Genomic DNA, 25,659 nt, shown 5'->3' on the forward strand with positions numbered 1-25,659 from the left:
GTCACTTTGGAGATAGAATCGCTTCTATTTCCGCATTGAAGACAATGACTCCAATATGACATAAGTGTCACTTTTATGAGCGTCATGGAAATCATGCTTCCTTGTGTCACATGGACAGTATCCCGCAAAGTGACACAAGTGTCAATTAATTATTTTTGTAGATTCCGTGACAAATCATCAGCTGAATAGCATCCAGCCACTCTGTTTTGGGGAGGCCCTCATGATTGGGGATGTTGATCGTTTGGAATATCATCCCCAGGACCAACTGATCCGGAAGCCCGGGATTCAGCAGATCTTCGTCCCGCCCCTGCTTAATAAAACCCTGAAATCGTCCATACATCTCCATATGGAGTTTCTCCAGCAGTTCTTTATTCGATCTGACCTTATCGCCCGCTTCGGCCGGTATCTGTTGATTCATACCAAGTATCTGGTGGATGTTGCTATGTTTATGGATGATGTCCAGCAGTTCCCTTAGTTGCTTCTCAAAGCCTTCGGATTTCTCAAATTCCCCCAGATCCTTCAAAAATCGACGCATTTCATATACCATATAGTCCATAATAAATTCTTCTTTATTCTCGTAGTATTTATAAATCGTTCCCCTGGCTACCTTCAACCGGTCCGCCAGCATGCCGAACGTGAACCCTTCATATCCATGCCGCAGCAGCAGGTCCTTCCCCGTTTGAAACAATAACTGCGTTGAAAATTTCCGTTCCCGTGCCATCTGCTCACCTCTTACGAATAAACGACTCTTTAGCTAAGGATAGCTAAAGAGCCCGTAAGGTGCAACCACCATCTGTTGCGACGGGTCCTAACACGTCAAATCGCGAAGAAAGCACGGTTCCTTCCGGCAACTTGATGTTTACTCAGGTATCGGGCTCGATCGCCAAATAAGCCCTGACCAAATTTGCACGCAAATAAAAAACGAAGCAGCCGTCAGGACACGCTGCTTCGTTATGAAGGTAAACTTCCCACGAATTCATCAAAAGCTTAGAGCCTATACCGGCTGTACGTATTCGAGCGGAGATACCCGGCCATAGGACGTCTTCGCACCTTGAATCGGTGCCGCCCAAGCCACGGCATTGGCAATCACCTGCTGAATTTCAGGCTGGTGATAGGTAGGGAACGCTTCATGACCCGGTCTGAAATAGAAGAGCTTGCCGCGTCCGCGCTTGTAGCAGCAGCCGCTGCGGAACACCTCGCCGCCTTCGAACCAGGAGACAAACACCAGCTCATCCGGCGCCGGAATCTCAAAACGCTCCCCGTACATTTCCTCCTGCGGAATCTCGATATACTCACCGAGCCCGCTGACGATCGGATGGCCGGGATCGATGACCCACAACCGTTCCTTCTCGCCGTCGTCGCGCCATTTCAGCGCGCCGGTATTCGTGCCGAGAAGGCGCTGGAAAATCTTCGAGCCGTGGCCGGAATGCAGCACGATGATCCCCATGCCGTCCAATACGCGCTGGCGCACTTTTTCCACGATATCATCCCGTACTTCACTATGCGCCACATGCCCCCACCAGATCAGAACGTCCGTTGAAGCGAGCACGTCGTCCGTCAATCCGTGTTCCGGATCATCCAGCACGGCGGTGCGTACGACGAACTGTGCATCCTTCCGCAGAAAATCGGCAATCGTCCGGTGAATGCCTTCGGGATAAATCTTCGCGATCTGTTCATTATGTCTTTCGTGCCGGTATTCGTTCCATACCGTTACATTGATATTAGCCAAGGATGGCGGCCTCCTTTAAATTGAAATCCAAAGACCTCTTATACATTCACCCCAAGTATAGGCTGTGTTACAATGAACGGGAATGTGTGAAAGTTACTCTTTTTGTACAAAAACGACTTCGCGTTTTTTAAGGAGAGAGGGTGGAACTCGTGCTATCGATGAACGCTGACTATGTGCCTAGAATCAAACTGATGGGCTTCGTCTCCTATAAGAACCCCTGGATTCATTTCAAACGGAACACCCACGAGCATATTCTGTATTTCGTGAAAAGCGGCGAGCTTCATATGCGGGAGAACGGCGAATCCCATGTGCTCCGAAAAGGCGACATGCTGGTGCTTGAGCCGCATCTGGACCATGAGGGAACCCAGAAGCATCCCTGCGACTACTACTATATTCATTTTGAGCATCCCGATATTCGGCAGGCGCCCGAACGTCCCTTATCCCTGCTGGCCAAGCAGTGGATCATGAGCGAGAATCAGCCGGCAGGCAAGGATGACGGCAGGCCGCTGTACTTTCCGAAGACCTGCACGTTAACCCAGAGAAAAAGTCTTCATCACATGTACCATGCCCTCAGTGAAATGCTGCAGCTTTACAGAAGAAAGCACTTTAACCGCAGTTTGACCGCGCTCAAATTCATGGAAATGCTGATCGAGCTGTCCCGCGAAAGCCTGTTCGATGAACTGGAGAAGGACAGCCCGCACACCAAGTCCTATATGAAAGTGCATGCGCTGCTCGACTACATCCACGAACATTATGCCGAGAAAATCATCAGCTCGGATATCGAACAGCGCTTCGAATGCAACTATGACTATATCAATCGGGTGTTTGCCAAGCTCACGGGCCATACGATCATGCGATACGTGAATCAGGTCCGGATCAATCATGCCAAAGAGTTAATCGAGGCCACCCATCTCAGCTTCGGGGAGATCGGATATCTGACCGGCCTGGATGATCCCTTTTATTTCAGCAAGGTGTTCAAGAAATACGTCGGCATGTCGCCGAACCAATACTATAAGCAGGTTCGCGACAAGGAATAAGGCGGGGGACCGGGGGCCAGCGTCCGGCATCATGGTTGGCGTATCGTGGATAAGTCATAGCGAACGTTCCGGGCGCCCCTTCTTCCTTGGGGATAACCCGCCGCCCCTCCAAGTTAATAGGAAGTTATCCTTGCACTTCTCCACATTTGTTCACAAACGCTGGATAACTCCCCTGGAATCAGGGAGCAAAATGCAGCTTGCGCTGAATGAATGGGGATGATGTTCATAAATCTGTGTATAAAGTAACGTAAGAATAGGTTATGCACAGTTCATGCTGACTCCATCCGTTTTATAGAATGCAATTATCCACATCCGGGGATTTGGATTTTATCGCATATTCCGGGACAGGATCATTCTTTTATTTGCGCCCGTAGTCTGCCTTAATCTCTCCCCAGCTCTTCGTTTGCCATTTCAGCACCTTGTTCTCGTATGTATTGGTTCGAAGCCAGTGCTCGGCCCGGTCCACGAGATCCCATATCTCTTTGGTTGACGCGTCGCGCGGCAGCGTGGACACCACCTTCTTCTGCTTCAGCCATTTGAGCGCATTCATGGAATCGCTGTACACCGTTTTGGTGCTGCCGATTTTCTTCAAATAAGCCAGCGCATGGACGATCGCCAGGAACTCGCCGAGATTGTTCGTTCCCTTCTGGATCGGTCCGCACGAGAACAGAATATCTCCCGTCTGCGTATCCACGCCTTTATATTCCACCGGTCCCGGGTTTCCCCGCGTCCCCACATCCACGGAGATGCTGTCATAATCAATCTCCCCCGGGTCCTCGTCCGCGGAAGCGCTGCTGCGCTTATAGCTCTTGCTCTTGGAGCCCGAGCTGCTTGAACCGCTTCCGGACTGCCCCCAGTAATTTTTATACCCTGCCGCATAGGCCTGTTCCGCTTCGCTTCGGGATTCGAACGCCTTGAATTTCGCACCTGTAAATTGGTTCACCTGCTGCTGGCATTCGCCCCAGCTTGTATAAATTCCGGGTACTTTGCCTACCCAGACTACGTAATATTTTTGCTTTGCCATCATAAACCTCCATCCTGGAACTAACCTCTCTAGCGTACTATATCACATCCTCCGAAACCAACAAAAAAAGCGCCATCGTCTCCGATCCGCTTTCGATGTTTGACCTTATTCAATTGTTCCTGTTTCGTCGGCTTCACTCTCACATGCTGTGACAGCGCGCCGTAATCCTCGTTGGTCTTTCTCATCGAGACGGCTGACCATATGCCGGCGCGTTCCGCTTTGCGGAGCGCTTTTTGCGTTTTGGTACGGGCCATGAGGCTCACACTCCTTCTATTATAGAACTCCCTATATTGTACGGCAAAATCGAAGGGAATGGAACCGGAGCCGCCGGGACTCCGCCCACCCTTTTGACGCCCGTTTATTTCCATCCCTCAAACGTGAGGATCTTATCCCGGTAATTGACATCCACTCCCTCATGCGTCCGGTATTTCAGTGCATCCAGCTTCGCTTCGGCGTCGGTCTCCGTCTCATCGCTGCCGATCGTGACCTTATCCTGTTCTACGGCGGTGATGACCCAGGAACCCTCCGTTTTATCCAGGGAATACCTGCGGTTCATTTGAGTCAGCGTTTTTCCTTTCAGTTCCCTGGATTCCGATGCATATACAAACACCTCCCCACTTTGATCACTCTCATAAGGGTCCGAAATGCGAATCGAGGCCTTCTCTTCGTTCATTCCCAAAGATTTGACCAGCCCCCGCATATGCTCCTTATGCTTCTCGTACTCTTCGGCGGACATCTCTATCATGTCGCTTGCACGATATTCCTTCTCGTTATATCCGAAAATAATCCGGTCGCTCATAGCCTGCATGTAAGACTCGCTGACAATCCAGTCCACCTCGGCCAAATACTCCGGATAATCCATTTGAAAATGCAGCAGCTTATATTCCGCCGTCTCCAGCTTCTCGACCTGGTTCACGATCTGCTCCCGTTCGTTCTCCGACAAGCCCGAGCCGCCGCAAGCGGACATTCCCGCAACCGATAATACGATCAACCCTAATAATAGTAGTTTTTTCATGTTCCCGCCCATCCGTAAATCCTCTCCCTCCTGTAAACCTATGATATAATACGGAATCATTGGAGAATAGATCCAATTATGATAGGAGAGTGTACCGATGAAACTGGAGCGGCTCATATCCATGATTTACATGCTGTTGAACAATGAGATTCTGTCCGCGTCAGCCTTGGCAGAGAAATATAACGTGTCCCAGCGAACCATCTACCGCGACATCGATGCCATCTGCGCCGCCGGCATTCCGGTCGTATCCTATCAAGGGGTCAACGGCGGATACGGCATTATGGAGCAATACAAGATGGATAAAAGCCTGCTCGGTTCCTACGATGTCAGCGCCCTGATCACCATCCTGCACAGCATGTCTACGGTGTTCGAGGATGAACGGGCCCTGGATACGATTCAGCGCCTGCAGACCATTGACCGTTCCGCCAACTCCGCTTCGCAGGGATTGTCCATGGATATCGGGAGCTGGCGGTCGTACAACGAAATCCTTCGTCTTCTTCGCCGCGCCATTACGGACAAGCATGTGATCTCCTTTCAATACATAAGCGCCAAGAATGAACGCATTTATCGAAAAGTCGAGCCCCTGCGACTTATGTATAAATTCGGATCCTGGTACTTGTACGGCTTCTGCAGAACGAGGAACGATTACCGCGAATTCCGGATCTCGAGAATGTCGGAGCTGTCCCCCTCCGCCGAGCCCTTTATGCGCCAGCACTCCGAGGAGCATACGCACGGACCTCAGCTTCAAGAGCAACATCCATATGGGCGGAGCGAACGGTCTAACTGGGCATCATCGCCCGATGCCGTAGAAGTCGTGCTGCACGTGTCCCCCGGGGCCCTGGCCAAAGCGATGGATCAATTCTATGACGTACAGCGGGAATTTCATGAAGACGGCTCGCTTCGTCTCACGTTCAAGGTCAATGATCCGGATTCCTGGTGGTTCTGGTCTACCCTGCTGAGCTTTGGCGAGGAGATCGAGATTGTGGAGCCGGCCGACTTAAGGATCCGCATGCAAGCCAAATTAGAAAAAATGCTGCAAGTGTACGGAAAAGTATGACAGTCCGCTGTCATACTTTTTTATTTACAATGTTCCCAAGAAGGAAATAACACGAAGCCAAAGGGGACGATCTCGATGAACTATCCTGTAAAAATGTATGAATACCATGTATGGGCCAACCAGGCCATATTCAACCGTCTGCTGGAACTTCCGGGCGAATTGTACAATCGGACCATCACGAGTATCTTTCCGACCGTATCGGAAGCGTTGATTCATATCTACACGGTGGATCTCGGCTGGATGAACATTTTGTCCGGGAAGGACATGAGCTCTGCATTGGCTGAGGCCTACCAGCTTCGGGAAGAGCTTGAAGCGATTTCGCTGGAAGACCTGAACCTGCGGTTTATCGAATTGTCGGATCGATACGCTGCGTTTCTCCGCCAGCAGCCTGACCTGGAGCGGATGATCCGATTGGATAATCCTTATGCCGGCATCCGGGATACCCGCCTGTCCGAGATCATGCTGCATGTCATGAACCACGGCACTTACCATCGTGGAAATATTGCCGCCATGCTGCGCCAGCTCGGAAGCTCCTCCGCGATGACCGATTACGCTTTTTTTTGGTACCAGAATGAACCGGAGCCCGTCTTCGCCTGATGGCGCTCAGAATAGCGGCGGAAGTCCAGGACCTCTGAAATTCCATGCCGGTCTCAGCCCGACAACAACCAAAAAGCCTGCTTCAGGAACCCGGTTCCGAAGCAGGCTTTCTATCCTACATCCCGTTTGTACGCTTGTCACAATTTGCGACCTTCCGTCAATCGCACCCAGAAGCCGCCTTTGAAGCTTTTCGGTTCATGGGAGATAATGAACGCTTGCGGCGACATTTTGGAAAGTGACTCCATCAGCCGCCGCTCATTCTTCCGTTTCACGAGCACTTGAAGCACCAGCCGCTTGCCATCCTTGCCGTCCGCTTCCCAAGCGGTCACGCCGTATCCCTTCTCCCGGAGGTTCATGGCCAGGTTCGTCTCAACGGAATTGACGATCACCTGCACCACGATGTATCCGAGTGCCAGATACTCCTCAATTCGGCTGCCGGCATACACGCCCAGGCCAAAGCCCAGGCAGTAGGCCGCCATATTAAAGGGATTGTCCAGATTTTGCAGGACGAGATTGAGACCGAGCAAGTACACGAATACCTCCAGCATGGCCAGAAGGGAAGCTATCCCTCTCCTGCCTTTGATCATCAGAATCAGCCGCAATGAAAAAATCGAGACATAGACCACATTGATGCCGATGATGGAGCCGATCAGCGACAGCGAGATCATAGAGAATCACGGGTGGCGATATACTCCGGTCTTGGCTTCTGGCCCGAATACGGCTGCTTGACCTTGTTCTCCACGCTGTTATAGACCATGAATATATTGCTGCGCGGCATCGGGGTGATGTTGCTGTTCGAGCCGTGCATAATGTTGCAGTCAAAAATCACGATCGAACCCGCCTTGCCGACCGGCGTGTCGATCCCGCCCTCCTTCACCATCCGCGTCAGGCTGTCATGATCCGGAACGCCGTACTCCTGCTTGCGCAGGGAATCCTTGAAATGATCCTCCGGCGTTTGGCCGATGCAGGCCACGAATTCCTTATGCGATCCGGGCACCACCATAAGGGGACCGTTATAAGGATAGTTATCTTCCAGGGCAATGGAACAGCTTAGCGCTCTCATGCGCGGCATGCCGTCCTCGACATGCCACGTTTCGAAATCGGAGTGCCAATAGAACTCCTTGCCCGTAAAGCCCGGCTTGTAATTAATTCGGGATTGATGGATATACGTCTCGCTTCCCAAGAGATATTCCATGATCGCCAGGAGTCTAGGATGCTGGGACAGCTTCTTGAACACTTCGTGGCTCTCATGCACCGCGAATACCGACCGCACTTCGTCTCCGCCGGGCTCCCGGATCACCTCGTCCTTCTCGGAGTCCCGTGCCGTTATGTGCAGCCTGCGGGCCTCCTCCTGATATCGCGAAAGCTCCTCCCGATCAAAGAAGCCTTCCAGAAATAAATAACCGTTGCGCTCGTAGAAGTCGGATTGCTCCTGCGTTAGCGGCGCATCCGGCGTCCACTCCGAATGTACGACCGGATCCTGCCTTTTTAAGATCCGGGGCTCCGCATGCATTCTTGAAGGGTAAACGTCCATTTCTTTTTCCTGAAGGGCCGACGCATGATGTTTACTCATCGCATATCATCTCCTTAATCCGTAATGGGGGCAAGCAGCGGGTAGGTTCCTTCCTCATCGTGAACTTCCGCGCCGGTTAACGGCGGATTGAATACGCAGACCATCCGCATCTGCGAACGGGCTCTCAAATAATGCTTCTCGTGTCCGTCCAGCGCATACATCATGCCAGGGGTGATGGGATAGGTCTCGCCGCCGACAACCTCGATTTCTCCCTCCCCCTCGATGCAGTACACGGCCTCGACGTGGTTTTTGTACCAGATCAGCGTCTCCGTTCCGGCCTTGATCAGGGTGTCGTTAAGAGAGAAGCCCATGCCGTCTTTGGTCAGCAGAAGCCTTCTCGAATTCCATGTCGTTGTATCGATGTCGTCTTTCGTATCCACGATTTCTTCCAAATGTTTAACGATCATGACAACCTCTCCTCTGCAGCTAATTGTTTCATGCTGTTCTCAAAAATCCCCAGTCCCTCTGCCAGCGTGTTCATTTCAATGGTCAGCGGCGGCATCAGCTTGGCAACTTCGCTATGCGGTCCTGACGTTTCCATAATCAGTCCTTGCTCAAAGGCGATTTCGGATAGCCTTCCTGCGTGCTCCGGCTTATCAAAGGCTACCCCCTGGATCATGCCCCTGCCGCGGATTTCGCCCTTAAGCCGGGGATAATCCCTCATGACGTCTTCGAGCGATTGGCGAATCCGATGTTCGCGAATGCCGATATCGAGCTGAAAATCCTCCGTCTTCCAATAACTCAGCGCTTCGGCAGCGGCAACGAATCCGAGATTGTTGCCCCGGAAGGTGCCGTTATGCTCTCCCGGCTCCCAGATGTCGATCTCCGGCTTGATCAGCGTGATGGCCATCGGCAAGCCGAAGCCGCCGATCGATTTCGAGAGGCACACGATGTCCGGCTCGATGCCCGCATCATCGAAGCTGAAGAACGAACCGGTTCTGCCGCAGCCCATCTGGATATCGTCCAGAATGAGCAGCATCCCCTTATCCTTGCAGATGCGCGCCAGCTTCTGCAGCCATTGGCGGCTGGCGGCGTTCAATCCGCCTTCCCCCTGAACCGCCTCGACGATGACCGCTGCCGGCAGCGGAATGCCGCTTCCCGGATCATCCAGAAGCTTCTCCATATATGCCATCGTATCCACGTCGCTGCCAAAGTAACCGTCATACGGCATAAATACCGAGTGGCTCAGATCCACGCCGGCGCCCTGGCGCTTGAAGGCATTGCCGGTCACCGCCAACGATCCCAGCGACATGCCGTGAAAGGCATTCGTAAAGCACAGAACGGTGCTGCGCCCCGTCACTTTTCTGGCGATTTTGAGCGCGGCCTCCACGGCATTGGTGCCGGTCGGTCCGGGAAACATCACCTTGTGATCCCACCCGCGAGGCTTCAGGATAATCTCCTGAAAGCGGGTCAGAAACGTTTCCTTCGCTCCCGTAGCCATGTCCAGGCTGTGCGTAACGCCGTCCTGCAGGATGTAGTCGACCAGCTTTTCGCGAATCCTCTCATTGTTGTGCCCGTAATTCAAGGCGCCGGCGCCGGCAAAAAAATCAATGTATTCATTGCCCTGCGTATCCCACAGCTTGGCATTCCGGGCTTTGTCAAAGACCGTCTGAAAGCTCCGGCAATAACTTCTCACTTCCGATTCCAGCTTGTTAAACACGGTAAGCTTCGGTTTCTCCATGACTTGGTTGTCCATAGTTCCCTCCATTTGTTTAAATGTCATTGAAAAAGGGGCCAATCACGAATAACGGCTCATCTTCATGTGTCGTACCATCCGGAAACATCTCTGCTCCATAACCCACCGTTACGGTGCTCGGAATGGATTTCTCCTCGGCATAACCGAGAAACAGTCGGCGTGATCCCATATTGCTGGGCGATACCGTCGTTTCGATGAAACGGACGCCATGACAGGCCTTCTGGTTCATGAGGCCGGTAAGCATCGCCTTCGCGATCCCCTGCCTCCGGTGCGAGCTTGCAACCGCCACCTGCCATACAAAAAGCGTCTCCGGATTGCGCGGAGAACGAAAAGCGGAGATAAAACCGACGATGTCTCCTTCATGCTCCGCGATCATGCAGGTATCGTTGAAGTAATCCCCTAACAGCATGTAGCAATAAGGCGAGTTCAGATCAAGCGATCCGGTATCGCGTATGAGCTCCCATACCCGGGTGCCGTCCCGCGCCTCCGGTCTTCGGTAAACCACTTCGGTTCCGGTATCCACTGCCATCTACATAAACACCTCTTTCCAGCACTAATTTCCGTTCGAGCGGAACCGCTGCAGAAAGCTCTGCAGCCGCTCGCTCTTCGGATGATCGAATATTTCCTCGGGTGTTCCTTGCTCAACGATCCTGCCGTCGGCTCCGAAGATGACCCGATCCGCGATTTCCTTCGCAAAATCCATCTCGTGCGTAATCAGCATCATGGCCATTTCGCCTTCTTCGGCGATTTCCCGGATCACCTCCAGCACCTCGCCGACCAGCTCGGGATCCAGCGCCGAGGTTACTTCGTCAAACACCATCACCTTCGGCCGCATGACCAGCGCTCTGGCGATGGCGACGCGCTGCTTCTGGCCTCCCGACAAATTGGACGGGTGCATCTTCAGCTTATCGGACAAACCGACCTTGCCCAGCATCGAGACGGCCCGCTCCTCCGCTTCCTCCTTGGACAACCCCAGCACCTTGCGCGGGGCTTCCGTCACGTTGCGAAGCACATTCATATGCGGGAACAGATTGAAGTGCTGGAAGACCATGCCGACGTTGCACCGCATCCGATGCAGATGCTTCTCGTTTGCCCGGACCAGCCTGCCCTTCTCCTCCATATGCCAGAGCAGCTCGCCATCGACCTCGATGGTCCCCTCGGTCGGCTCCTCCAGCGTCATCAGCATTCGGCCCATCGTCGTTTTGCCAGATCCGCTCGGTCCGATCACGGCCACCTTTTCTCCCGGCTTCATCTCCAGATCGATGCCCTTCAGCACCTGCAGGTCGCCATACGACTTGGTCACGCCCGCATATTTCACGATCGGCTGTGAGCCCGTAACGGGATTTCTTTCCCGCTGCGGCTTCTTCGCCTCTTCGGCCTGCTCATCGATTACAACGGCATTCAATAGACTCCCTCCTTATTTTCCACGCTGCAGATTCAAACGCTTCTCCAGCCTTTGCACCAGCAAAGACGCAATATAACTGATGATCAGGAACAGAATCCCGACCAGCGTGTACGGTTCGAAAGCGCGAAATGATTGCGACACGATATTTTTGGCCGTCAGCATCATCTCAACCAGCGTTATGGCGCATAGAATCGGCGTTTCCTTAAACATGACAATCAAATAATTGCCCAGCACCGGGATGATCGGCGGCACCGCTTGCGGCAGTATAATGCTCCGCCAGGTCTGGGATTTCGTGTAGTTCAGTGCGGTTGCGGCTTCCCACTGTCCTTTCGGCACCCCTTCAATGCCGGAACGGTACACCTCCGACAGATACGTGCTGTAATGCAGCCCCAGGCCGATGACCCCCGCATAGAAGGCCGGAATCGAAATGCCCGTCAGCAGCGGCAAGCTGTAATACAGGAAGAACACCTGTACCAGCAAGGGGGTATTGCGAATAAATTCTATGATTCCTTTGGTGATGAGCGACAAGGGCTTAAATGTACTCCGCGCGGCAAAGGCAAGCAGCAGTCCGATAATCAATGCCACCACAAAAGCACAGAGCGTGACCCATACCGTCATTTTTAATGCGCTCAGAAGCTGCGGCAGTATTTCAAACACATATTTCCAATCCCACATCCGCTACAGCCTCCCCGCGGTCAGTTTGCGCTCCAGCAGTCGAACCGCCATCGAGACGAGCGTGGCGATGACAAAATACATGAGGAGCAGCAGCACCAGAATCTCGGTGGTCCAAGAGATGTAATTGTTGCGGAGCACCATCGCCTGATACGTCAAATCCGCCATCGTGATGAAATAAACGAGCGAAGTGGATTTGATGAGTTCCACAAGTTGATTCCCGAACGGGGGAAGCATTCGCAGGGACGCTTGGGGTAGTATAACGTTCCACAGCCTCTGCCAAGGCTTCATGTTAAGCGCCACGGCAGCTTCCCACTGTCCTTTCGGAACGGCCAGCACCGCGCTGCGAACAATCTCGGAGCCGTATGCGCCGAAGTTAAGTCCGATCGCGAGGATCGCCGCCAGCATTTTCGGAAGCTCGATGCCGATGAACGGAAGGGCAAAATACAACCAGAAGAGCTGCACCAGCAAGGAGGTTCCCCGAAAGACTTCGACGTACACGGCGGTCGCCGTGCGGACGATCCACAGCTTCGACAGCCGGCACAACCCGGCTGCAAAGGACATCACGATAGCCAGGATGGCTGAAAAGAACGCGACGATAATCGTGATCTCTGCTCCTTTGAGCAGCGTCGGAAGAAAATCGATCCAAGAATTCGGCATGCTATTCCCCGCAGAGCGCAGCGGCCGTCATCTCACCCGGGAGCTCTTCTTCCGTGAACCCGAACTCTTGCAAAATTTCCAGCAGCTCGCCCGACTCCTTCATCTTTTCAAGCTCTGCATTATAAGCCTCCTGGAACTCGGTATCCGCTTGGCGGAAAGCCGTAGCCCCGTAACCGCGAACGCTTTCGCCGTCGATGACCGGCTGCTCGAAATCAGCCACGCGTTCGATGCTGTCGTCGCTGGCTGAATCCAGCATCGCCTGCAGGGACGGCCCCGTCATGGTAATCGCCTGCACCCGATCGGCCTGGAGGGCGCTGATCGCCGAAGCCTGGTCAGGGACCTGTACGATCCGGTCCGCAGGAATGCCCGATTTCTCCATGTAGCCGATTTCGACCGCGCCGGTCATGACGGCCACCTTGGCCTGCTCATTCTTGGCAATGTCCTCATAGCTTCCGAGATCCATCGGATTCCCTTGCTTTACCGCAAGGGCTTCCCCGATGCTGTACTCCGGATTCGCGAACAGGACGGCAGAGCAGCGGTCCGGATTAATGAACATGCCTGCCGTGATCAGATCAAACCGATCGGCCTGCAATCCGGCGACCAGCGAACCGAATTCCGTTAACTCCCCTCTCATCTCCTTGATGCCAAGACGCTCCAGAATAACGCGGGCAATCTCAACCGCCTCGCCCGTGAGCTCCCCATTGGCTTCTTTGTAGGCATACGGCTTCTCGTTCGCAAACCCTACGGTGATATATCCCTGCTCAATGGCTCGATCCAGCGTACTTCCTTTGTCGCCGCAAGCCGCGAGCAATACCACCATCATCACGGACAACACCAGCACAACCACTTTCTTCAAAACCTTCCACAACCTTTCGTAATAACTTTTCACTTTCTTAAAAAAACGGCATGACGAAATTATCCGTGTTAGCACATGTGTTAACTTGGATATATAGACGTTCAGATACCCTTGCATGGGACGAGGCTTCAGGGAAGATGATTCATCCGCTTCCTTGCGCGCTTTGACCCAATGCCGTCTGATCGATTCATTTCATTCCACATTTGCAGACGTTGCCCCTCCTCTGTAATTGAATGCAAAAAGACCACCAAACAGGGGATCTAGACATAGCTCCGCCAGCAGGGGGTCAAAAAATAGAGAAAAGGCCCCTATAGAGAATAAAGGGCCTTTTGTATGAACATCCATTATGTATGCAAGACCCATCCACTGCTGACGAGGTTAGCTGACGGACTCGGGTAAGATGGTACCCTACACTCGTGAATTCCAAGTGACTCGCCCCTGGTGAAACTGGTTCCCCCGCTTTCCGGAATATGTATGCCGGAAACTAAGCGTGTGTTCATGATAAAGGGAAGCTCAGGAAAAGTCAAACCCCTTTAACCGCTTTTTCTGGAAATTCAGAAGTAAAAAACACCGTTTTTGCAACGAAAATATCGGGCCTTTCGAACACCTTATTTAAGGCTGTCCATACACCGGATTGGTCATGGAATCCATGCTCCATTTTCCGCTATATAGCAGGCATTTGACGGGTCTTGCGGAAATCGTTCATGCCATATATGTTTTATGCCATGAATGAGCCCCGGATCAGGAAGTCTGCCCGTATGAAATACGGGACCGAAAAAAAATTTTGAAACACTCCATAATAAGTCTGATAACAACGCCTGGAATGACTTGAAAAAAAGCCCCGATGCTTAGCATCAGGGCTTTTCTCATCATACCGCGGTATAGCCGCCATCCACCAGCAGGCTCGTGCCCGTAATGAAGGAGGCATCTTCACTGGCGAGGAACAACACGGCTTTGGCCACTTTTTCCGGCTGTCCCAAACGGCCCATCGGATGAAGGCCGACCAGGTGCTGCGTGATCGCTTCCGTTCTTCCCTTGATCAGCGGCGTATCGATATATCCCGGACACACGGCATTGATTCGGATTCCTTTGGAGGCATAGTCTGCGCTGAGCGACTGGGTTAACAGCTTGACGCCTCCCTTAGCCGAAGCATAGGCGGTTACCCCTGCTTTTCCGACATGGCTATGGATCGAGCCGCAGTTTACGATTGCCCCTCCGGTTCCTTGGGACAGCATTTGCTGAATAACATATTTATCGCACAGGAAGACCCCTGTCAGATTAATATCAATCGTTCTCTGCCAGTTATCCATCGTTAACTGATCGGCAGGAGCATCATGGGCTATGCCTGCATTGGCAAACAATACATCGACATGGCCAAAATGCTGCACCGTCTGATTCACCATATTCGCGACTTCCTGCTCTTGGGTTACATCCGTTTTGACGAACAGCGCTTCAAAGCCGGCTCCTCTCAATTCGTCGGAAACCGCTTGGCCCTGGTCGGAATAATCCGCGATAACGACCTTGGCCCCCTCTTTTGCAAAAAGTCTGACTGCCGCTTCGCCAATCCCGCTGGCGCCCCCCGTCACGATGACAACCTTGGAATCAAATTTCATGCGTTGATCACTCCTATGTTGTAAATTCATCAACCGGCTATCCATTCATGTAGAATGGGCAAATACCGACCATGATATTCCAATACCCCGTTTCCTAATGAATGACCAGCAACTATCGAAAAAGAATGTTCGCTAAAAATAGTCGCAAAGCAATAACCCTATTCAAGCTCAAGCCCTGTCAGACCGGACGCTCAATCGTAAACATCTCTCCCAGGGTCGAATAGATATTTCCTGCCATGCGGCTCACAGGTTTCAACTTCGATGCGTCAATCCGGCCATGCTCGTAGAGCTCCTCGGACACGTGAAATCGGACGACGCGGGCAATCAATAGATCAGCGGCAGGCAGCTGATCCGCGCCATCCAACGTGACGACCTGCTCCAGCACGCATTCCATGCGGATCTTGGATTCCAGAACGCCGGGAACCTTAACAACGTCACTAACGACCGGGGTTAAACGGGTTCGGTCAAGCTCACTTTCGTCCGGAGGCAGATTCGCCGCCGTTTCGTTCACGGCTGCAACGGTATCTTCGTCCACGATGTGGATGACAAGCTCGCCGCTCTGCATGGCATTTCTCGCCGTGTCCTTAGGTGCACCGTTCTTTCGCTGAACGGAAACCGACAGCAAAGGGGGATTGCTCGACGCAATGGAAAAGTAACTGAACGGCGCCGCATTCAGCACGCCATCCGCCGATAATGTCGTAACGAAAGCGACCGGACGCGGAACGATGCTTCCAATCAGCAGCTTGTATGTGTCCCGTTCGCTTTGGGTATTCGGGTCAATGGATATCACTTGAGTTGCCCCTCTCCATTATTTTTGACTTGTATAGGCTCCAACCCCTGCTCGATTCGGGCACGCTCCGGTTCGAACCAGGCAGGAAGCTTTAATTGTTCCCCCAGCGAGTGCAGGTCTTCGTCCACCGTAAATCCGGGCGGATCGGTTGCGATCTCAAACAGGATCCCCCCACGTTCCCTGAAATATAACGCTTTGAAATAGTTACGGTTCCTGATATCCGTAGGGCGAAATCCCTGCTCCTTCACCCATTCATGCCATTTGCCGTGCTCCACATCATCTTGAGCCCGCCATGCGATATGATGGGTCGTTCCGGCACCTCCGGCTCCCAAAGGAATATCCCGCATCGGCAGATCAATCACGTTGCCGAAGGGGCCCGCAGCTTGAAACCGGGCATAATTGACGTCCTCTCCAATGTAGGTCAGTCCCATGACGTTCTCCAGCGCCTTCTTCGTTTCCTCCCATTTGCTGCTGAACAGAACCGCGCCGCCGAATCCCTTAATGGCTGTATCCGGAGTTATATCGTCCACGGACCAGCCGTTATTCGGACCGCCTTCCCGCTCCACCAACTCTAGCGAAAGTCCGTCCCGATCGGAGAATTGAAGATATTGTTCGTTAAACCGGAAAGCCTTCATGACGGGAACGCCAAAGCTCCGCAGCCGCTGTTCCCAATAAGGCAGGGCCCCTACAGGAACGGCAAAGGTCGTATATCCTGCCTGTCCTCCTCCACGCAGCCCTCTTCGCGAAGCGGAGGAAGGGAAGAAAGTGATGATCGTTCCGGGTTGTCCTCCTTCATCCCCGAAATACAGATGATATACCTCGGGCGCATCGTAATTCACGGTTTTCTTTACCATTCTGAGTCCTAGCACGCCTGTATAAAAATCAACGTTCTTCTGCGGATCCTGCGCATAAGCGGTAATATGATGAATGCCTGCCGTATGTAATGTCATATCCCATCTCTCCCTCACCGTTTCGTGTCGAAACCCGTTATTTCCGTTCATGATCCGTTTTGCATGATGGATGAGCCATAAACCATAAATAATCTTTATGTTTAATATCTTTAAATTAAGATTATATAATTTTCTTATCGTTGTCAAGCTCCTGTGCACCCCAAATATATAAAAAGCCGCCAAGAACGATTCCTCGCTCTTGGGCAGCTTTAATATGCGGCTAAAGGCCGCCTGCCTATCCCACGCTTAGGCTTTTTGCCATTTCTCCTTAAAGAACAGCTGGTACACTCTGGTTACGATAATTTTAATGATCATATAGATCGGTACGATCAGCAGAATTCCGATAATCCCGCCAAGATCCTGTCCTACCAGCACCAGGATAATGATGGTAATGGGATGGATCGCCAGCTGTTTGCCGAAGATATACGGACCAATCAGGTTGTCCTGAATCTGCTGGGCCGCCAGAATGACGACAAGGGACCAGATCGCGGTTCCCGGGGACTGAATAAAGCCGATAATCACGATCGGGATCGAGGATAGAATGGCGCCGATAAACGGTATGAAATTCGCGATGACCGCCACGACCGTCAACAGCAGCGCATAAGGCAGGCCGATAATCAGGAATCCGATATACATCAGAACCCCCAGCGCCAAATTGACGAGAACCCGGCCTACGATAAAGCCTTTGAGTGCATTGTTGATTTCATCCAGCACCGAGGCTCCCTCGCCCTTGAATCGGTCAGGCAAAAAGCTGACCACCATCTTCCCGAATTTCCCGCCTTCCTTCAGCATGTAATACAGGAGAATCGGGAACGTAAACAATACAATGGCAAAATTCGACACGAACGAGAACAGATTCATAATATAATTCGTCAGGAACGTGAAGCCTTGATTCAAATAATCGGTGAGCTGTGTAAGCGGGTTGGCGTTCTCCGGAAAAATATCCTGGAAAAAGCCGTTATTCTCCAATTCCTGAAGCTGCTCGCCAAGCTTGGCAAACAAGGCTGGAGCGTTCTGTACGAGAGCCACGATCTGATCGCGCAGCGATGGCCATACGCCCAGGATAAAGCCGGTAAGGATGCCCGCGAACACGACATACAGGAGCAGGATGGCCAGCGAGCGATTTAGCTTGCGTTTTTCCAGGAGATCAACCAGCGGTCTGAGCAGGTAATAGAAGAATCCCGACAGCATCAACGGCACGAGGATGATGGAGAAGAACGAAAGTACGGGTCTGAATATAAAATCCACCAGCGATCCCAAATAAATGATGGTCAGCACCAGGATCACGGCAAGACACAATTTGAAAAACTTGTTCATTTTCAGCAAAAAGCATGCCCCTTCTCCTATTTTTTCACCATCGTATCATGACAACGAGTACGGATTCAAATGGCTCCTTCTATATTCGTTGCGAGCGACCTTACCCTAGCCGCCAACGTTTTAGGACCTTTCGGTTTCACTCCATGCCGCCGATATATACTTCTTCTAACGCCTCACGTATAATATGAAGGATTGCTAGGGCAAGGCTATAGTGTAGGAGGATATCATAAACATGCATGTTACATCCATCATTCTCGGTCTGATCATCGTTCTGAATATCGTGTTCTCCATGTTCGTGGTTTTCAGGGAACGGCGGGATGCCGGCTCCACCTGGGCATGGCTGCTGGTGCTGTCCTTTATCCCGATTCTGGGCTTTGTGCTGTACTTGCTGTTCGCCCAGAATTTAAGAAGAATCCGTCTCTTTCATTGGGACGATCTGCAAAAAACCGGCATCGAGAAAGTATTGCTGTCCCAAATGGAAGGGATGAACAACGGCGAATACCCGTTCACCAATCAAGCGGCGGCGGACAACAGCGATTTGATCCATATGCATATCAATGAGAACCAGGCGATCCTTACGGACGACAACCATGTTGAAATTTTTACGGATGGACGCAGGAAGTTTGAACGGTTGTTTCAGGATATCGAGGAAGCCAAAGACTATATACATATTCAGTACTACATTATCCGCCGCGACGAGCTCGGCAAGAAGCTGATCTCCCTGTTGACCCAAAAAGCTAATGAAGGCGTGAAGGTCCGTGTTCTATACGATGAGCTGGGCTCGCGTCAACTAACCAAAGGCTTCTTCAAGGCATTCCGCGAAGCCGGCGGAGAAGCCGAGGCCTTCTTCCCGTCCAAGCTGCGCTTCATCAACCTGCGGCTGAATTACCGGAATCACCGAAAGCTGGCGATCATCGACGGCAATATCGGGTATGTCGGCGGTTTCAACGTCGGGGACGAGTACCTGGGCCTCAACTCCAGGTTCGGGTATTGGCGGGATACCCATCTGCGCATCCAAGGCGAGGCCGTTTATGCGATGCAGGTTCGCTTCATTCTGGACTGGAATCAGGCTTCGCATCATAACGATATCACTTACGAATCGAATCTGTTTCCCAAGATCAATTCGCCCGGCAATGTCGGGATTCAGATTGTCACCAGCGGTCCGGATTCCCGATATGAACACATCAAGAACGGTTATATCAAAATGATTTCGTCCGCCAAGAAATCGATTCATATTCAGACGCCTTATTTTATCCCGGATGCCAGCCTCCTGGATGCACTGCGCATTGCGGCGCTTTCCGGCGTAGAGGTGCATCTGATGATTCCGGATAAACCGGATCATCCCTTCGTGTATTGGGCTACCTTATCTTATATCGGGGAAATGCTGGGTACCGGGGCTAATGTGTATCTCTACACTAATGGCTTTATTCATGCCAAGACGATCATCATCGATGAGAAGATTTCGTCCGTGGGCACGGCGAATATCGACGTTCGAAGCTTCAAGCTGAATTTCGAAGTGAACGCATTCCTGTACGATGAGCATATATCGAAACAGTTGACCCACATCTTCCACCAGGATCTGCGGGTATCCAGCCAGCTTACGATGAAGCAGTATCTGGAGCGTTCGCGGTGGATCAAGTTCAAGGAGTCCATCTCCCGCCTGCTGTCGCCTATTCTATAGGACAACCCCGAGATACTGCCGTATCATTTAGCAATCCAGAAGAAATGTGAGGGCCAGAGACCGTTTATACTAAAACCAAGGAAAACGAATCCATCATATTAAAACCTGGGAAGGATGTTGAACGTGGCTAAACTGACACCGTATATTTTCTCTGAGGATGCAAAAGCGCAGGCTGAGTTTTATACCCAAGCACTGGGAGGAGAAATCTTATCCGTGCAAACCCATGGCGAGGTTCCCGGAACCAAGGAAGAATTGAAGGACAAGGTCATGCATCTGAGTCTGGTAGCCGGAGGAATCCCGATCTTTATGTCGGACTCGATCTTCCAAACCCTGGAGCGTGGGAACGGGATTCATCTGAGCCTGTCGTTTGAGAGCGATGCCGAAGCCCATGAAGCTTTTGACCGCTTGGCCGAGGGCGGCAAGGTGATTGATGCGCTGAAGACTCAATTCTGGGGAGCGCTGTTCGGGGTGCTTGAAGACAAGTTCGGCGTGTTATGGCAGGTCACGACGGAAGTCCAAGCCAATTAATCTTAGAAAAGGCCCTTCAAGTTTGGCTTGAAGGGCCTTTTTTGCGTTCAGTCCTTATTCTCTAATCGATCGCTAACCTCGTATAGGCGCAGGGATAGTTCATCCCCTTCGGCATTGCCTAAAACATCTCCGTATCGACTACGCAGATTGTTCCAGCACTCGTGTATTACTTTCTCAAGAGCCTTTCCTTTATCGGTCGTATAGATCAGCGACATCCTTCCTTCCACCCGATTGTATACCAGTCCTTTAGCGGCCAGCTTCTCAATCAGTCGGGTTACGGTGGATGGCTGGAGGTGTAGAATTTCGCCTAATTCCTTCTGCGAGATCCCTTCCTTCTCATATACAGCCATAAGCAGATATGCATACGTAGGCGACAATCCGCTTGCGGCAAACTCGTCTTCGGCCATCTTGGTCATGACCCGGCTAAGGCGATTGGCTGTGAAGTAAAGGCATTCCTTGATATACGTATTGAGCATAACGGTTACCTCTTTCGGGCTGAAGTTCATCATGTTGAAACGCCTCATATTGTTTGCACATACAAATATAGTGGATTTCGAAATAAAAGTAAAGCGGCAGTTTCCCCCCGTCTCTTGGAGTCATCTGCCGCTTCATTCTATTAGGATATGTCGTTCAGGTTGCGATCCTGCTTAGGATAACGCTGCTTTATTCGACATGGCTCTGATCCATGTACATGACTTCCCATAGATGTCCGTCCGGATCCTGGAAGCTCCATCCGTACATAAACCCGTGATCCACCGGGTCGTTGGAAGGCGATCCCCCAGCAGCCAGCGCAGCGTTCACGATGTCATCCACCTGCTCCCGGCTTTCTGCGGACAGCGCCAGAATCACTTCCGTTGTGTTGGCCGCATTCGACAGATCTTTCTTGGTGAACGTCTTGAAATAATCCTCGGTGAGCAGCATGGCAAAGATGTTATCGCCTATGACCAGGCAGGCCGCATTCTTATCCGTAAACTGCTCATTAAACTCAAAACCGATTTTCGAGAAAAAGTCTTTCGTTTTCTCCAGATCCTTAACCGGAAGATTCACAAAAATATTATCGATTTTCAATGCCATCTACGATCACCTCATCCATTTGATAGATCCATCTTAGCATGGGCAGCGGCATGGCATTTCTTTTCGCTTGCTATGTTCAAGCCATTATTCGTCCAATTCCGTGAAAAACACATCCGTCAAAATGGCCTCCGCTCCCTTATACCGTCATATTAGTTCGATAACTCCGCTGCACGCAATAATCTCATAACCGTTACGACCGTTTGAGCTTTGGTTACGTGAGATTGCGGATCCAGCTTGGTAGCAGACACCCCCAGCATTATCTTCCGTTCTACGACAATGGCGACGGAAGACTTCGCATAGGACGAAACCCTGGAGTGATCCTTGAATTTGTTTAACAGGCCTTGGTCAGCTTCATTCTTCTTACCGGCATACTCCAGCACATTGCTTAGAATAACCGCCGATTCCTCGCGCGTAATCAAGCTGTTGGGATCAAAGATATCGCCTGTGCGTCCCTTCACCAGTCCTGCAGCTTTGGCAGCCGCGATTTCTCTGGCATATCGGGATTTCGGATCCACATCCTTGAAGCTGGAATCCTTGTCGTCAGGCAATAGACCCAGCGCTTTCACCAGGATGGAGATGATCTCGGCACGGGTAATGTTTTTATTTGCACCGAACGAACCGTTATTTTCTCCGGATACGATCATTTTGGCGGCAGCTTGCGCCACGTCTTCCCGTGCCCATGAAGGAATCGCGTCACTAAATCGGATATCCTGCTGTACCAGCGCATAAACGCCGCTGCCGGTTTTCTTGATTTCAACGGTCACCGTGTCGTCCGTATTCACTTTAAACAATGTCGGAACGGATCGAAGCTCGTTTGTACCCGGTATATAGACCACTCCGGTCGCACGTTTTATATTTATCTTTTTCGCATCCAAGGTAACAAACTCGCTGACATGGGATTTCCCGAAGCGTGTCAGCTCGGTTGCCGTTTTATCCGCGTGTACTTGCTCAAGCTTGAACTGCAGCGGACTCGCCAGTGTTTCTTTCCCTTGAAGCAAGGCGGCCAGGCTTGCTGCGTCCTTATTGTCTGGAGCCACAATCGAGACTCTCACCGGCCCGGAAACCGAGATGAGCGAAGCCGGAATCCGGTATTCCGTACCGTTTAGGAAAACGGACAGACTGGCTTTCGCCCCTTTTTTCGCAATGGCCGCAATCACTTCTTGCGGAATTTCCAGCACCGCCTGCTTCGCGCCGGCACCCGCATGGAGCTGGAAGTTGGAGGATTCCGATTGGTTAATGCTGTTAACCGCCGCAGCCGCAGGCACGGTAACTAGAGCCTTATCTCCTTCAAGCACAACGTTGGCTTCGAGTTGATCCTTGCCTTTAGGCGGCTGTGGCGTCGATGGCGTTGTAGAACCGGATCCGCCGGAGCCTCCTCCGCCTTCAGAGCCACCGGAGCCGTTGCCCGAAGTCGTGATGCTCAGCTGATTTGAAGCGCTGGAGACGCGGTTGATCTCATCTCCCGTTCGATCCACGGCAAGCACATGGATCTTGTAATTCGTTAGGGGGCTGAGGCCCTTCACGGTATAACCGTTCGTTGCCACCGAGCCGGACAACGCATGATTCACGTACACTTCATATCCCGTTGCTCCCGTCACGGCATCCCATTTCAGCTGGATGGAGCCGGAATCGGCGCTTACCTTGGCCAGATTCCCTGGAGCCGGGAGTGCCGATGCATTGACTTTGCCGTTGATCGGCAGATCGTGAACGAGTTGGGTCGTCAGCGTCTTATTGCGGTCGCCGCTGATATCCCAGCTCATGACGCCTGCGATATCCAGCGATTTCACGATGGAAGCCGTATATTTCATGGTGTCCTTATCGTTGTAAGTGATGAATACTTTATTCTGCTCATTGTACAGGTATGGAACTTTGGCGGATTCGTTCCAATATCGCTTATAACCGTTCTTGTCGATGTAGTTGTTCTCGAGATCGCTGAAATCGAAAACGCCCGCTTCCCATGTCTTTAATGCGGATCCGCCTTTGCAAGTCTGATATTGGCCGATAGGCGGGCAATCATCCCAGCCTTTACCGTAATATGGCACCCCGGCGATCAGCTTGTGCGTTGGCACCCCGCCGTTCAGATGGCCCAGCAAACCGCCGAGCACATGATTTCTCGGAGCGGAGGAGGCGGCTCTTGGATGCTTGTGGTCAAAGAACAGCGGTGCATTATGGTGACCCAGCGTCTCCCAGCTGCCGCTGTAATCGTAAGTCATGATATTGATGAAATCGAGAAACGTCACGGAATTCGCAAGATCGGCATTTTTAACGAAATTATCGCCCTGCCCGGAAGCAATCGTCAGCAGATAGTACTTCCCGTCTTCTGATCCGGCAGCATCCAGCGCCTCGCGAACGGTCTTCATTAACAATGTGAAGTTTTCCGTATCCTCCGGTCCCCGGGAGTTGTCGTCTTCCCCGCCTTCAACAGGATACTCCCAATCGATATCCAAACCATCGAATTTGTATTCTCGGAGGAAATCCACCGCGGAATTCGCAAAGGCCCGGCGTGTTTCTTCGGTCTTGGCCATGTTGGAGAAATGATTGGACCAGGACCAGCCGCCAACCGATATCATAAGCTTCAAATGCGGATTAGCGGCTTTCACGGATTCGAAAGCTTGGAAATTTTCGAAATCCTTTTCGGGATCGCCAAGTATCATCTCGCCATCATACACGTATCGATTTTGCAGCGGAACCTTCGGGTCTTCACATGCTCTTACCGTGCTTCCGAACTTCTTCCAACACAAATCAGCAAACGCGTAATTGATATGCGTGATTTGAGAAACGTCAAGATCGGACGGATAGAAATTCCGTTCGGCCGGTAGTGCTGACCAAGAGGTGTAGTAGGTAATATTATTATAATTGCTGCCTGGTACAACCGTAATCGCTTGACTGATCGGCGATGTCCATAAAGGGTTAACAGCGATGATCTGGAACGAATACGTCTTACCTTCCTGCAATCCGGCAGCCACAAACCGGTTCTCGCTGCTTGTCGCCACCTTATTTCCGTCCTGATAAATATGATAGCCCGTTGCTCCCGGAACCGGAGCCCATCCCAAGGAGACGGTAGACCTTGTAGCTGTAACAGCCTCCAGCCCCTGTGGTGCAGCGAGCTCTCCCCATTTTAAATGTACAGCGTTACTCTTCACCGAAGTTTCCGGGTTCTGTCCCTGCAATGCTTTTTGAGCAGTAACTTCAAAGATATAATCGCGATTGGCTGTTGGGTCCAGGGAGTACGTGACCGACGTCACCGTTTCCAAGGTATCGACTTTATTGCCGTCCACATACAGCTCGTATCCGGTAGCTTCTGAGCTTGCCCCCCAATTTAAGGTCACCGATTTCTCGGAAACGTCCGTTACTTTCAGGTAACTCGGAGGTGAAATCGGAGCTTGTTCATATACGGTTTGATCCGCGGTGGTCGTGAATTCAAGAATATTGCTCTTCATATCCTTTGAGGGCCTGTGGTCATACCAGGTAATATATATGCGGTAGGTTGTCTCGGGCTTAAGCCCTGTAACGGCATGCGTGGTTAAATTTCCCCACGTGATATAAGCATCCGTATCTGCATTCCAGACATCGATATCGTTCTTGTCTCCCTTGAGGAAATCCCATTCAAAGGTAGCCTGGTTATGCGTTACCTCCACTAATCGCAGATTCTGGGGAGCGGACGTTTTTGGAGGCTTAACCTCGCCATCCAGCGTAGTAAACTCGATTACATTACTCTTATGCCGTTGGTCCGGACCTTGAGACGGTCTCTCATACCATGTAATGTATAATTTATAGGTTGTGTTGGGTTTCAAATCATCCAGGGTCCGGCTTCCGCCGTTCCCCCATGTATACCATGTATCATCCACGGCGTTCCAGACATCAATATCAAACGTATGCTGCGGATTATTTTTGTCGTAATCCCATAGTATCGTTGCTTCGGTGGCCGTGATGGAGTCTTGCACAATTCGCAGATTCTGCGGTGCTAGCGGATCCTGGGAGCCATAGGTCGAGCCTGTTACCGTCACCGGCTCGATGCCGGAGCTCGTTGCGGTAATTTCTGAAGGAGATGCGCCTTCTGCTGCAAAGGATGCAGGCGCATGAAGCAGTGGGGTAAACATGAGAATAAGGGCCAAAAAACACAGTACCCATTTCGGGCGTCTTTTCGTGATAAAGGGTATCACCGTTTTCACCTCTGTCGATTAAATTTCGATTGCAAATGATACAGCATTTCCATGAATGTCTGTTCCTCTTGGTGTCACCCGGGTGGTATCCTTGATGACTTGCCCAGCTTCGCATATCGCTCGAAATCCACTCGTTTTTGAAAGCGGTTACCAATCCAGGTAAACTTAACTATGTAAGATTCATCCCCTCCCCCTTTTCGCTCCATACCTACACCACTTGCT

At 51.6% G+C, this 25,659-nt stretch carries 26 protein-coding genes and 1 riboswitch; of the genes, 5 read left to right on the forward strand and 21 right to left on the reverse strand.

The genetic code is table 11. The features are described from left to right. Nucleotides 1-145 precede the first annotated feature (145 nt). On the reverse strand, nt 146-721 hold the full coding sequence (locus tag RB297_RS26450; RefSeq protein WP_096776883.1) for a TetR/AcrR family transcriptional regulator: 576 nt from the start codon (nt 719-721) through the stop codon (nt 146-148). Nucleotides 722-994: 273 nt separating this feature from the next. Beyond that, nucleotides 995-1,729: a ThuA domain-containing protein gene (locus tag RB297_RS26455; protein ID WP_375121815.1), complete on the reverse strand. Its 735-nt coding sequence runs from the start codon at nt 1,727-1,729 to the stop codon at nt 995-997. 149 nt (nt 1,730-1,878) lie between these two features. Here RB297_RS26455 and RB297_RS26460 point away from each other — a divergent pair, with 149 nt between their 5' ends. Then, on the forward strand, nt 1,879-2,766 hold the full coding sequence (locus RB297_RS26460) for an AraC family transcriptional regulator (protein ID WP_249732912.1): 888 nt from the start codon (nt 1,879-1,881) through the stop codon (nt 2,764-2,766). Nucleotides 2,767-3,124: 358 nt separating this feature from the next. On the opposite strand, the gene rnhA is transcribed toward RB297_RS26460, so the two are convergent. From rnhA to RB297_RS26475, 3 genes are all read right to left on the reverse strand, one after another. Continuing rightward, nucleotides 3,125-3,790, reverse strand: coding sequence for a ribonuclease H (gene rnhA, locus RB297_RS26465; RefSeq protein ID WP_251501974.1), 666 nt, complete (start codon nt 3,788-3,790; stop codon nt 3,125-3,127). A 29-nt stretch (nt 3,791-3,819) separates the two neighbouring features. Continuing rightward, nucleotides 3,820-4,044 (reverse strand): hypothetical protein, encoded by a 225-nt coding sequence (locus RB297_RS26470; protein WP_036663762.1) that lies wholly within the window; start codon nt 4,042-4,044, stop codon nt 3,820-3,822. A gap of 104 nt (nt 4,045-4,148) precedes the next feature. After that, nucleotides 4,149-4,805, reverse strand: coding sequence for a hypothetical protein (locus RB297_RS26475; RefSeq protein WP_375121816.1), 657 nt, complete (start codon nt 4,803-4,805; stop codon nt 4,149-4,151). 97 nt (nt 4,806-4,902) lie between these two features. Between RB297_RS26475 and RB297_RS26480 the strand changes: the two genes are divergently transcribed. Together RB297_RS26480 and RB297_RS26485 are read left to right on the forward strand one after the other, a co-directional pair. After that, nucleotides 4,903-5,862 (forward strand): helix-turn-helix transcriptional regulator, encoded by a 960-nt coding sequence (locus RB297_RS26480; protein ID WP_277747108.1) that lies wholly within the window; start codon nt 4,903-4,905, stop codon nt 5,860-5,862. A 75-nt stretch (nt 5,863-5,937) separates the two neighbouring features. Further along, nucleotides 5,938-6,459 carry a DinB family protein gene (locus RB297_RS26485; RefSeq protein WP_375121817.1) on the forward strand — a complete coding sequence of 174 codons (522 nt, stop codon included), beginning with the start codon at nt 5,938-5,940 and terminating at the stop codon, nt 6,457-6,459. A gap of 137 nt (nt 6,460-6,596) precedes the next feature. Here RB297_RS26485 and RB297_RS26490 read toward each other — a convergent pair whose 3' ends face one another. The 13 genes from RB297_RS26490 to RB297_RS26550 all read right to left on the reverse strand — a co-directional run bounded on the left by RB297_RS26490 (nt 6,597) and on the right by RB297_RS26550 (nt 18,000). Further along, a complete protein-coding gene (locus tag RB297_RS26490; RefSeq protein WP_015737571.1) occupies nt 6,597-7,127 on the reverse strand; it encodes a DUF2179 domain-containing protein in 531 nt (176 codons plus the stop codon). Further along, nucleotides 7,124-8,032, reverse strand: a complete 909-nt coding sequence (thpD, locus tag RB297_RS26495; RefSeq protein WP_375121818.1) for an ectoine hydroxylase — start codon at nt 8,030-8,032, stop codon at nt 7,124-7,126. Before thpD ends, RB297_RS26490 begins: the two co-directional genes overlap by 4 nt. A 14-nt stretch (nt 8,033-8,046) precedes the next feature. After that, on the reverse strand, nt 8,047-8,439 hold the full coding sequence (locus RB297_RS26500) for an ectoine synthase (RefSeq protein WP_009589551.1): 393 nt from the start codon (nt 8,437-8,439) through the stop codon (nt 8,047-8,049). Continuing rightward, complete coding sequence (gene ectB, locus RB297_RS26505) at nt 8,436-9,728, reverse strand: diaminobutyrate--2-oxoglutarate transaminase (protein WP_096776875.1); 1,293 nt, start codon at nt 9,726-9,728, stop codon at nt 8,436-8,438. The genes RB297_RS26500 and ectB overlap by 4 nt, the downstream gene beginning before the upstream one ends. Nucleotides 9,729-9,744: 16 nt before the next feature. Next, nucleotides 9,745-10,257, reverse strand: a complete 513-nt coding sequence (gene ectA / locus RB297_RS26510) for a diaminobutyrate acetyltransferase (protein WP_096776874.1) — start codon at nt 10,255-10,257, stop codon at nt 9,745-9,747. A 24-nt stretch (nt 10,258-10,281) separates the two neighbouring features. Then, nucleotides 10,282-11,133 carry an ectoine/hydroxyectoine ABC transporter ATP-binding protein EhuA gene (gene ehuA / locus RB297_RS26515; protein ID WP_375121819.1) on the reverse strand — a complete coding sequence of 284 codons (852 nt, stop codon included), beginning with the start codon at nt 11,131-11,133 and terminating at the stop codon, nt 10,282-10,284. A 12-nt stretch (nt 11,134-11,145) separates the two neighbouring features. Beyond that, nucleotides 11,146-11,808 (reverse strand): ectoine/hydroxyectoine ABC transporter permease subunit EhuD, encoded by a 663-nt coding sequence (gene ehuD, locus RB297_RS26520; RefSeq protein WP_090913364.1) that lies wholly within the window; start codon nt 11,806-11,808, stop codon nt 11,146-11,148. 3 nt (nt 11,809-11,811) lie between these two features. Next, nucleotides 11,812-12,465: an ectoine/hydroxyectoine ABC transporter permease subunit EhuC gene (gene ehuC, locus RB297_RS26525; protein WP_277747112.1), complete on the reverse strand. Its 654-nt coding sequence runs from the start codon at nt 12,463-12,465 to the stop codon at nt 11,812-11,814. A 1-nt stretch (nt 12,466) separates the two neighbouring features. Next, the gene (ehuB, locus tag RB297_RS26530) at nt 12,467-13,321 is read right to left on the reverse strand and encodes an ectoine/hydroxyectoine ABC transporter substrate-binding protein EhuB (RefSeq protein ID WP_375121820.1); all 855 of its coding nucleotides are present in this window, start codon (nt 13,319-13,321) and stop codon (nt 12,467-12,469) included. Between the two features lie 354 nt (nt 13,322-13,675). Then, nucleotides 13,676-13,822, reverse strand: a riboswitch (cyclic di-AMP (ydaO/yuaA leader). Between the two features lie 368 nt (nt 13,823-14,190). Beyond that, nucleotides 14,191-14,934 (reverse strand): SDR family NAD(P)-dependent oxidoreductase, encoded by a 744-nt coding sequence (locus tag RB297_RS26535; protein ID WP_375121821.1) that lies wholly within the window; start codon nt 14,932-14,934, stop codon nt 14,191-14,193. A gap of 178 nt (nt 14,935-15,112) precedes the next feature. Beyond that, nucleotides 15,113-15,724: a flavin reductase family protein gene (locus RB297_RS26540; protein ID WP_375121822.1), complete on the reverse strand. Its 612-nt coding sequence runs from the start codon at nt 15,722-15,724 to the stop codon at nt 15,113-15,115. Continuing rightward, entirely contained in the window at nt 15,721-16,674 is a 954-nt protein-coding gene (locus tag RB297_RS26545) for a ring-cleaving dioxygenase (protein WP_375121823.1), read from the reverse strand. Before RB297_RS26545 ends, RB297_RS26540 begins: the two co-directional genes overlap by 4 nt. Before the next feature lie 246 nt (nt 16,675-16,920). After that, the gene (locus tag RB297_RS26550; RefSeq protein WP_009589554.1) at nt 16,921-18,000 is read right to left on the reverse strand and encodes an AI-2E family transporter; all 1,080 of its coding nucleotides are present in this window, start codon (nt 17,998-18,000) and stop codon (nt 16,921-16,923) included. 223 nt (nt 18,001-18,223) lie between these two features. Here RB297_RS26550 and cls point away from each other — a divergent pair, with 223 nt between their 5' ends. Together cls and RB297_RS26560 are read left to right on the forward strand one after the other, a co-directional pair. Further along, nucleotides 18,224-19,672, forward strand: a complete 1,449-nt coding sequence (cls, locus tag RB297_RS26555) for a cardiolipin synthase (protein WP_375121824.1) — start codon at nt 18,224-18,226, stop codon at nt 19,670-19,672. A 123-nt stretch (nt 19,673-19,795) separates the two neighbouring features. Continuing rightward, entirely contained in the window at nt 19,796-20,200 is a 405-nt protein-coding gene (locus RB297_RS26560) for a VOC family protein (RefSeq protein ID WP_015737584.1), read from the forward strand. 47 nt (nt 20,201-20,247) lie between these two features. Here the strand turns inward: RB297_RS26560 and RB297_RS26565 are convergent, their stop codons facing one another. The 3 genes from RB297_RS26565 to RB297_RS26575 form a co-directional block, all read right to left on the reverse strand. Further along, nucleotides 20,248-20,676 (reverse strand): MarR family winged helix-turn-helix transcriptional regulator, encoded by a 429-nt coding sequence (locus RB297_RS26565; RefSeq protein WP_213580984.1) that lies wholly within the window; start codon nt 20,674-20,676, stop codon nt 20,248-20,250. Nucleotides 20,677-20,863: 187 nt separating this feature from the next. After that, nucleotides 20,864-21,274: a VOC family protein gene (locus tag RB297_RS26570; RefSeq protein WP_015737586.1), complete on the reverse strand. Its 411-nt coding sequence runs from the start codon at nt 21,272-21,274 to the stop codon at nt 20,864-20,866. 149 nt (nt 21,275-21,423) lie between these two features. Continuing rightward, nucleotides 21,424-25,437 (reverse strand): glycosyl hydrolase family 18 protein, encoded by a 4,014-nt coding sequence (locus RB297_RS26575; protein ID WP_375121825.1) that lies wholly within the window; start codon nt 25,435-25,437, stop codon nt 21,424-21,426. Between the last annotated feature and the right edge of the window lie 222 nt (nt 25,438-25,659).

The sequence above is a fragment of the Paenibacillus sp. CR_12 genome, from assembly GCF_041953985.1.
Classification (GTDB): domain Bacteria; phylum Bacillota; class Bacilli; order Paenibacillales; family Paenibacillaceae; genus Paenibacillus_AQ; species Paenibacillus_AQ lautus_A.

Bases quoted from the DNA above. Each gene is read 5' to 3' on its own strand.
- RB297_RS26450 (WP_096776883.1), bottom strand. From the start codon at position 721: ATGGCACGGGAACGGAAATTTTCAACGCAGTTATTGTTTCAAACGGGG.
- rnhA (WP_251501974.1), bottom strand. From the start codon at position 3,790: ATGGCAAAGCAAAAATATTACGTAGTCTGGGTAGGCAAAGTACCCGGA.
- RB297_RS26470 (WP_036663762.1), bottom strand. From the start codon at position 4,044: ATGGCCCGTACCAAAACGCAAAAAGCGCTCCGCAAAGCGGAACGCGCC.
- RB297_RS26475 (WP_375121816.1), bottom strand. From the start codon at position 4,805: ATGAAAAAACTACTATTATTAGGGTTGATCGTATTATCGGTTGCGGGA.
- RB297_RS26480 (WP_277747108.1), top strand. From the start codon at position 4,903: ATGAAACTGGAGCGGCTCATATCCATGATTTACATGCTGTTGAACAAT.
- RB297_RS26485 (WP_375121817.1), top strand. From the start codon at position 5,938: ATGAACTATCCTGTAAAAATGTATGAATACCATGTATGGGCCAACCAG.
- RB297_RS26490 (WP_015737571.1), bottom strand. From the start codon at position 7,127: ATGATCTCGCTGTCGCTGATCGGCTCCATCATCGGCATCAATGTGGTC.
- thpD (WP_375121818.1), bottom strand. From the start codon at position 8,032: ATGAGTAAACATCATGCGTCGGCCCTTCAGGAAAAAGAAATGGACGTT.
- RB297_RS26500 (WP_009589551.1), bottom strand. From the start codon at position 8,439: ATGATCGTTAAACATTTGGAAGAAATCGTGGATACGAAAGACGACATC.
- ectB (WP_096776875.1), bottom strand. From the start codon at position 9,728: ATGGACAACCAAGTCATGGAGAAACCGAAGCTTACCGTGTTTAACAAG.
- ectA (WP_096776874.1), bottom strand. From the start codon at position 10,257: ATGGCAGTGGATACCGGAACCGAAGTGGTTTACCGAAGACCGGAGGCG.
- ehuD (WP_090913364.1), bottom strand. From the start codon at position 11,808: ATGTGGGATTGGAAATATGTGTTTGAAATACTGCCGCAGCTTCTGAGC.
- ehuC (WP_277747112.1), bottom strand. From the start codon at position 12,465: ATGCCGAATTCTTGGATCGATTTTCTTCCGACGCTGCTCAAAGGAGCA.
- RB297_RS26535 (WP_375121821.1), bottom strand. From the start codon at position 14,934: ATGAAATTTGATTCCAAGGTTGTCATCGTGACGGGGGGCGCCAGCGGG.
- RB297_RS26545 (WP_375121823.1), bottom strand. From the start codon at position 16,674: ATGACATTACATACGGCAGGCATTCATCATATTACCGCTTATGCGCAG.
- cls (WP_375121824.1), top strand. From the start codon at position 18,224: ATGCATGTTACATCCATCATTCTCGGTCTGATCATCGTTCTGAATATC.
- RB297_RS26565 (WP_213580984.1), bottom strand. From the start codon at position 20,676: ATGCTCAATACGTATATCAAGGAATGCCTTTACTTCACAGCCAATCGC.
- RB297_RS26570 (WP_015737586.1), bottom strand. From the start codon at position 21,274: ATGGCATTGAAAATCGATAATATTTTTGTGAATCTTCCGGTTAAGGAT.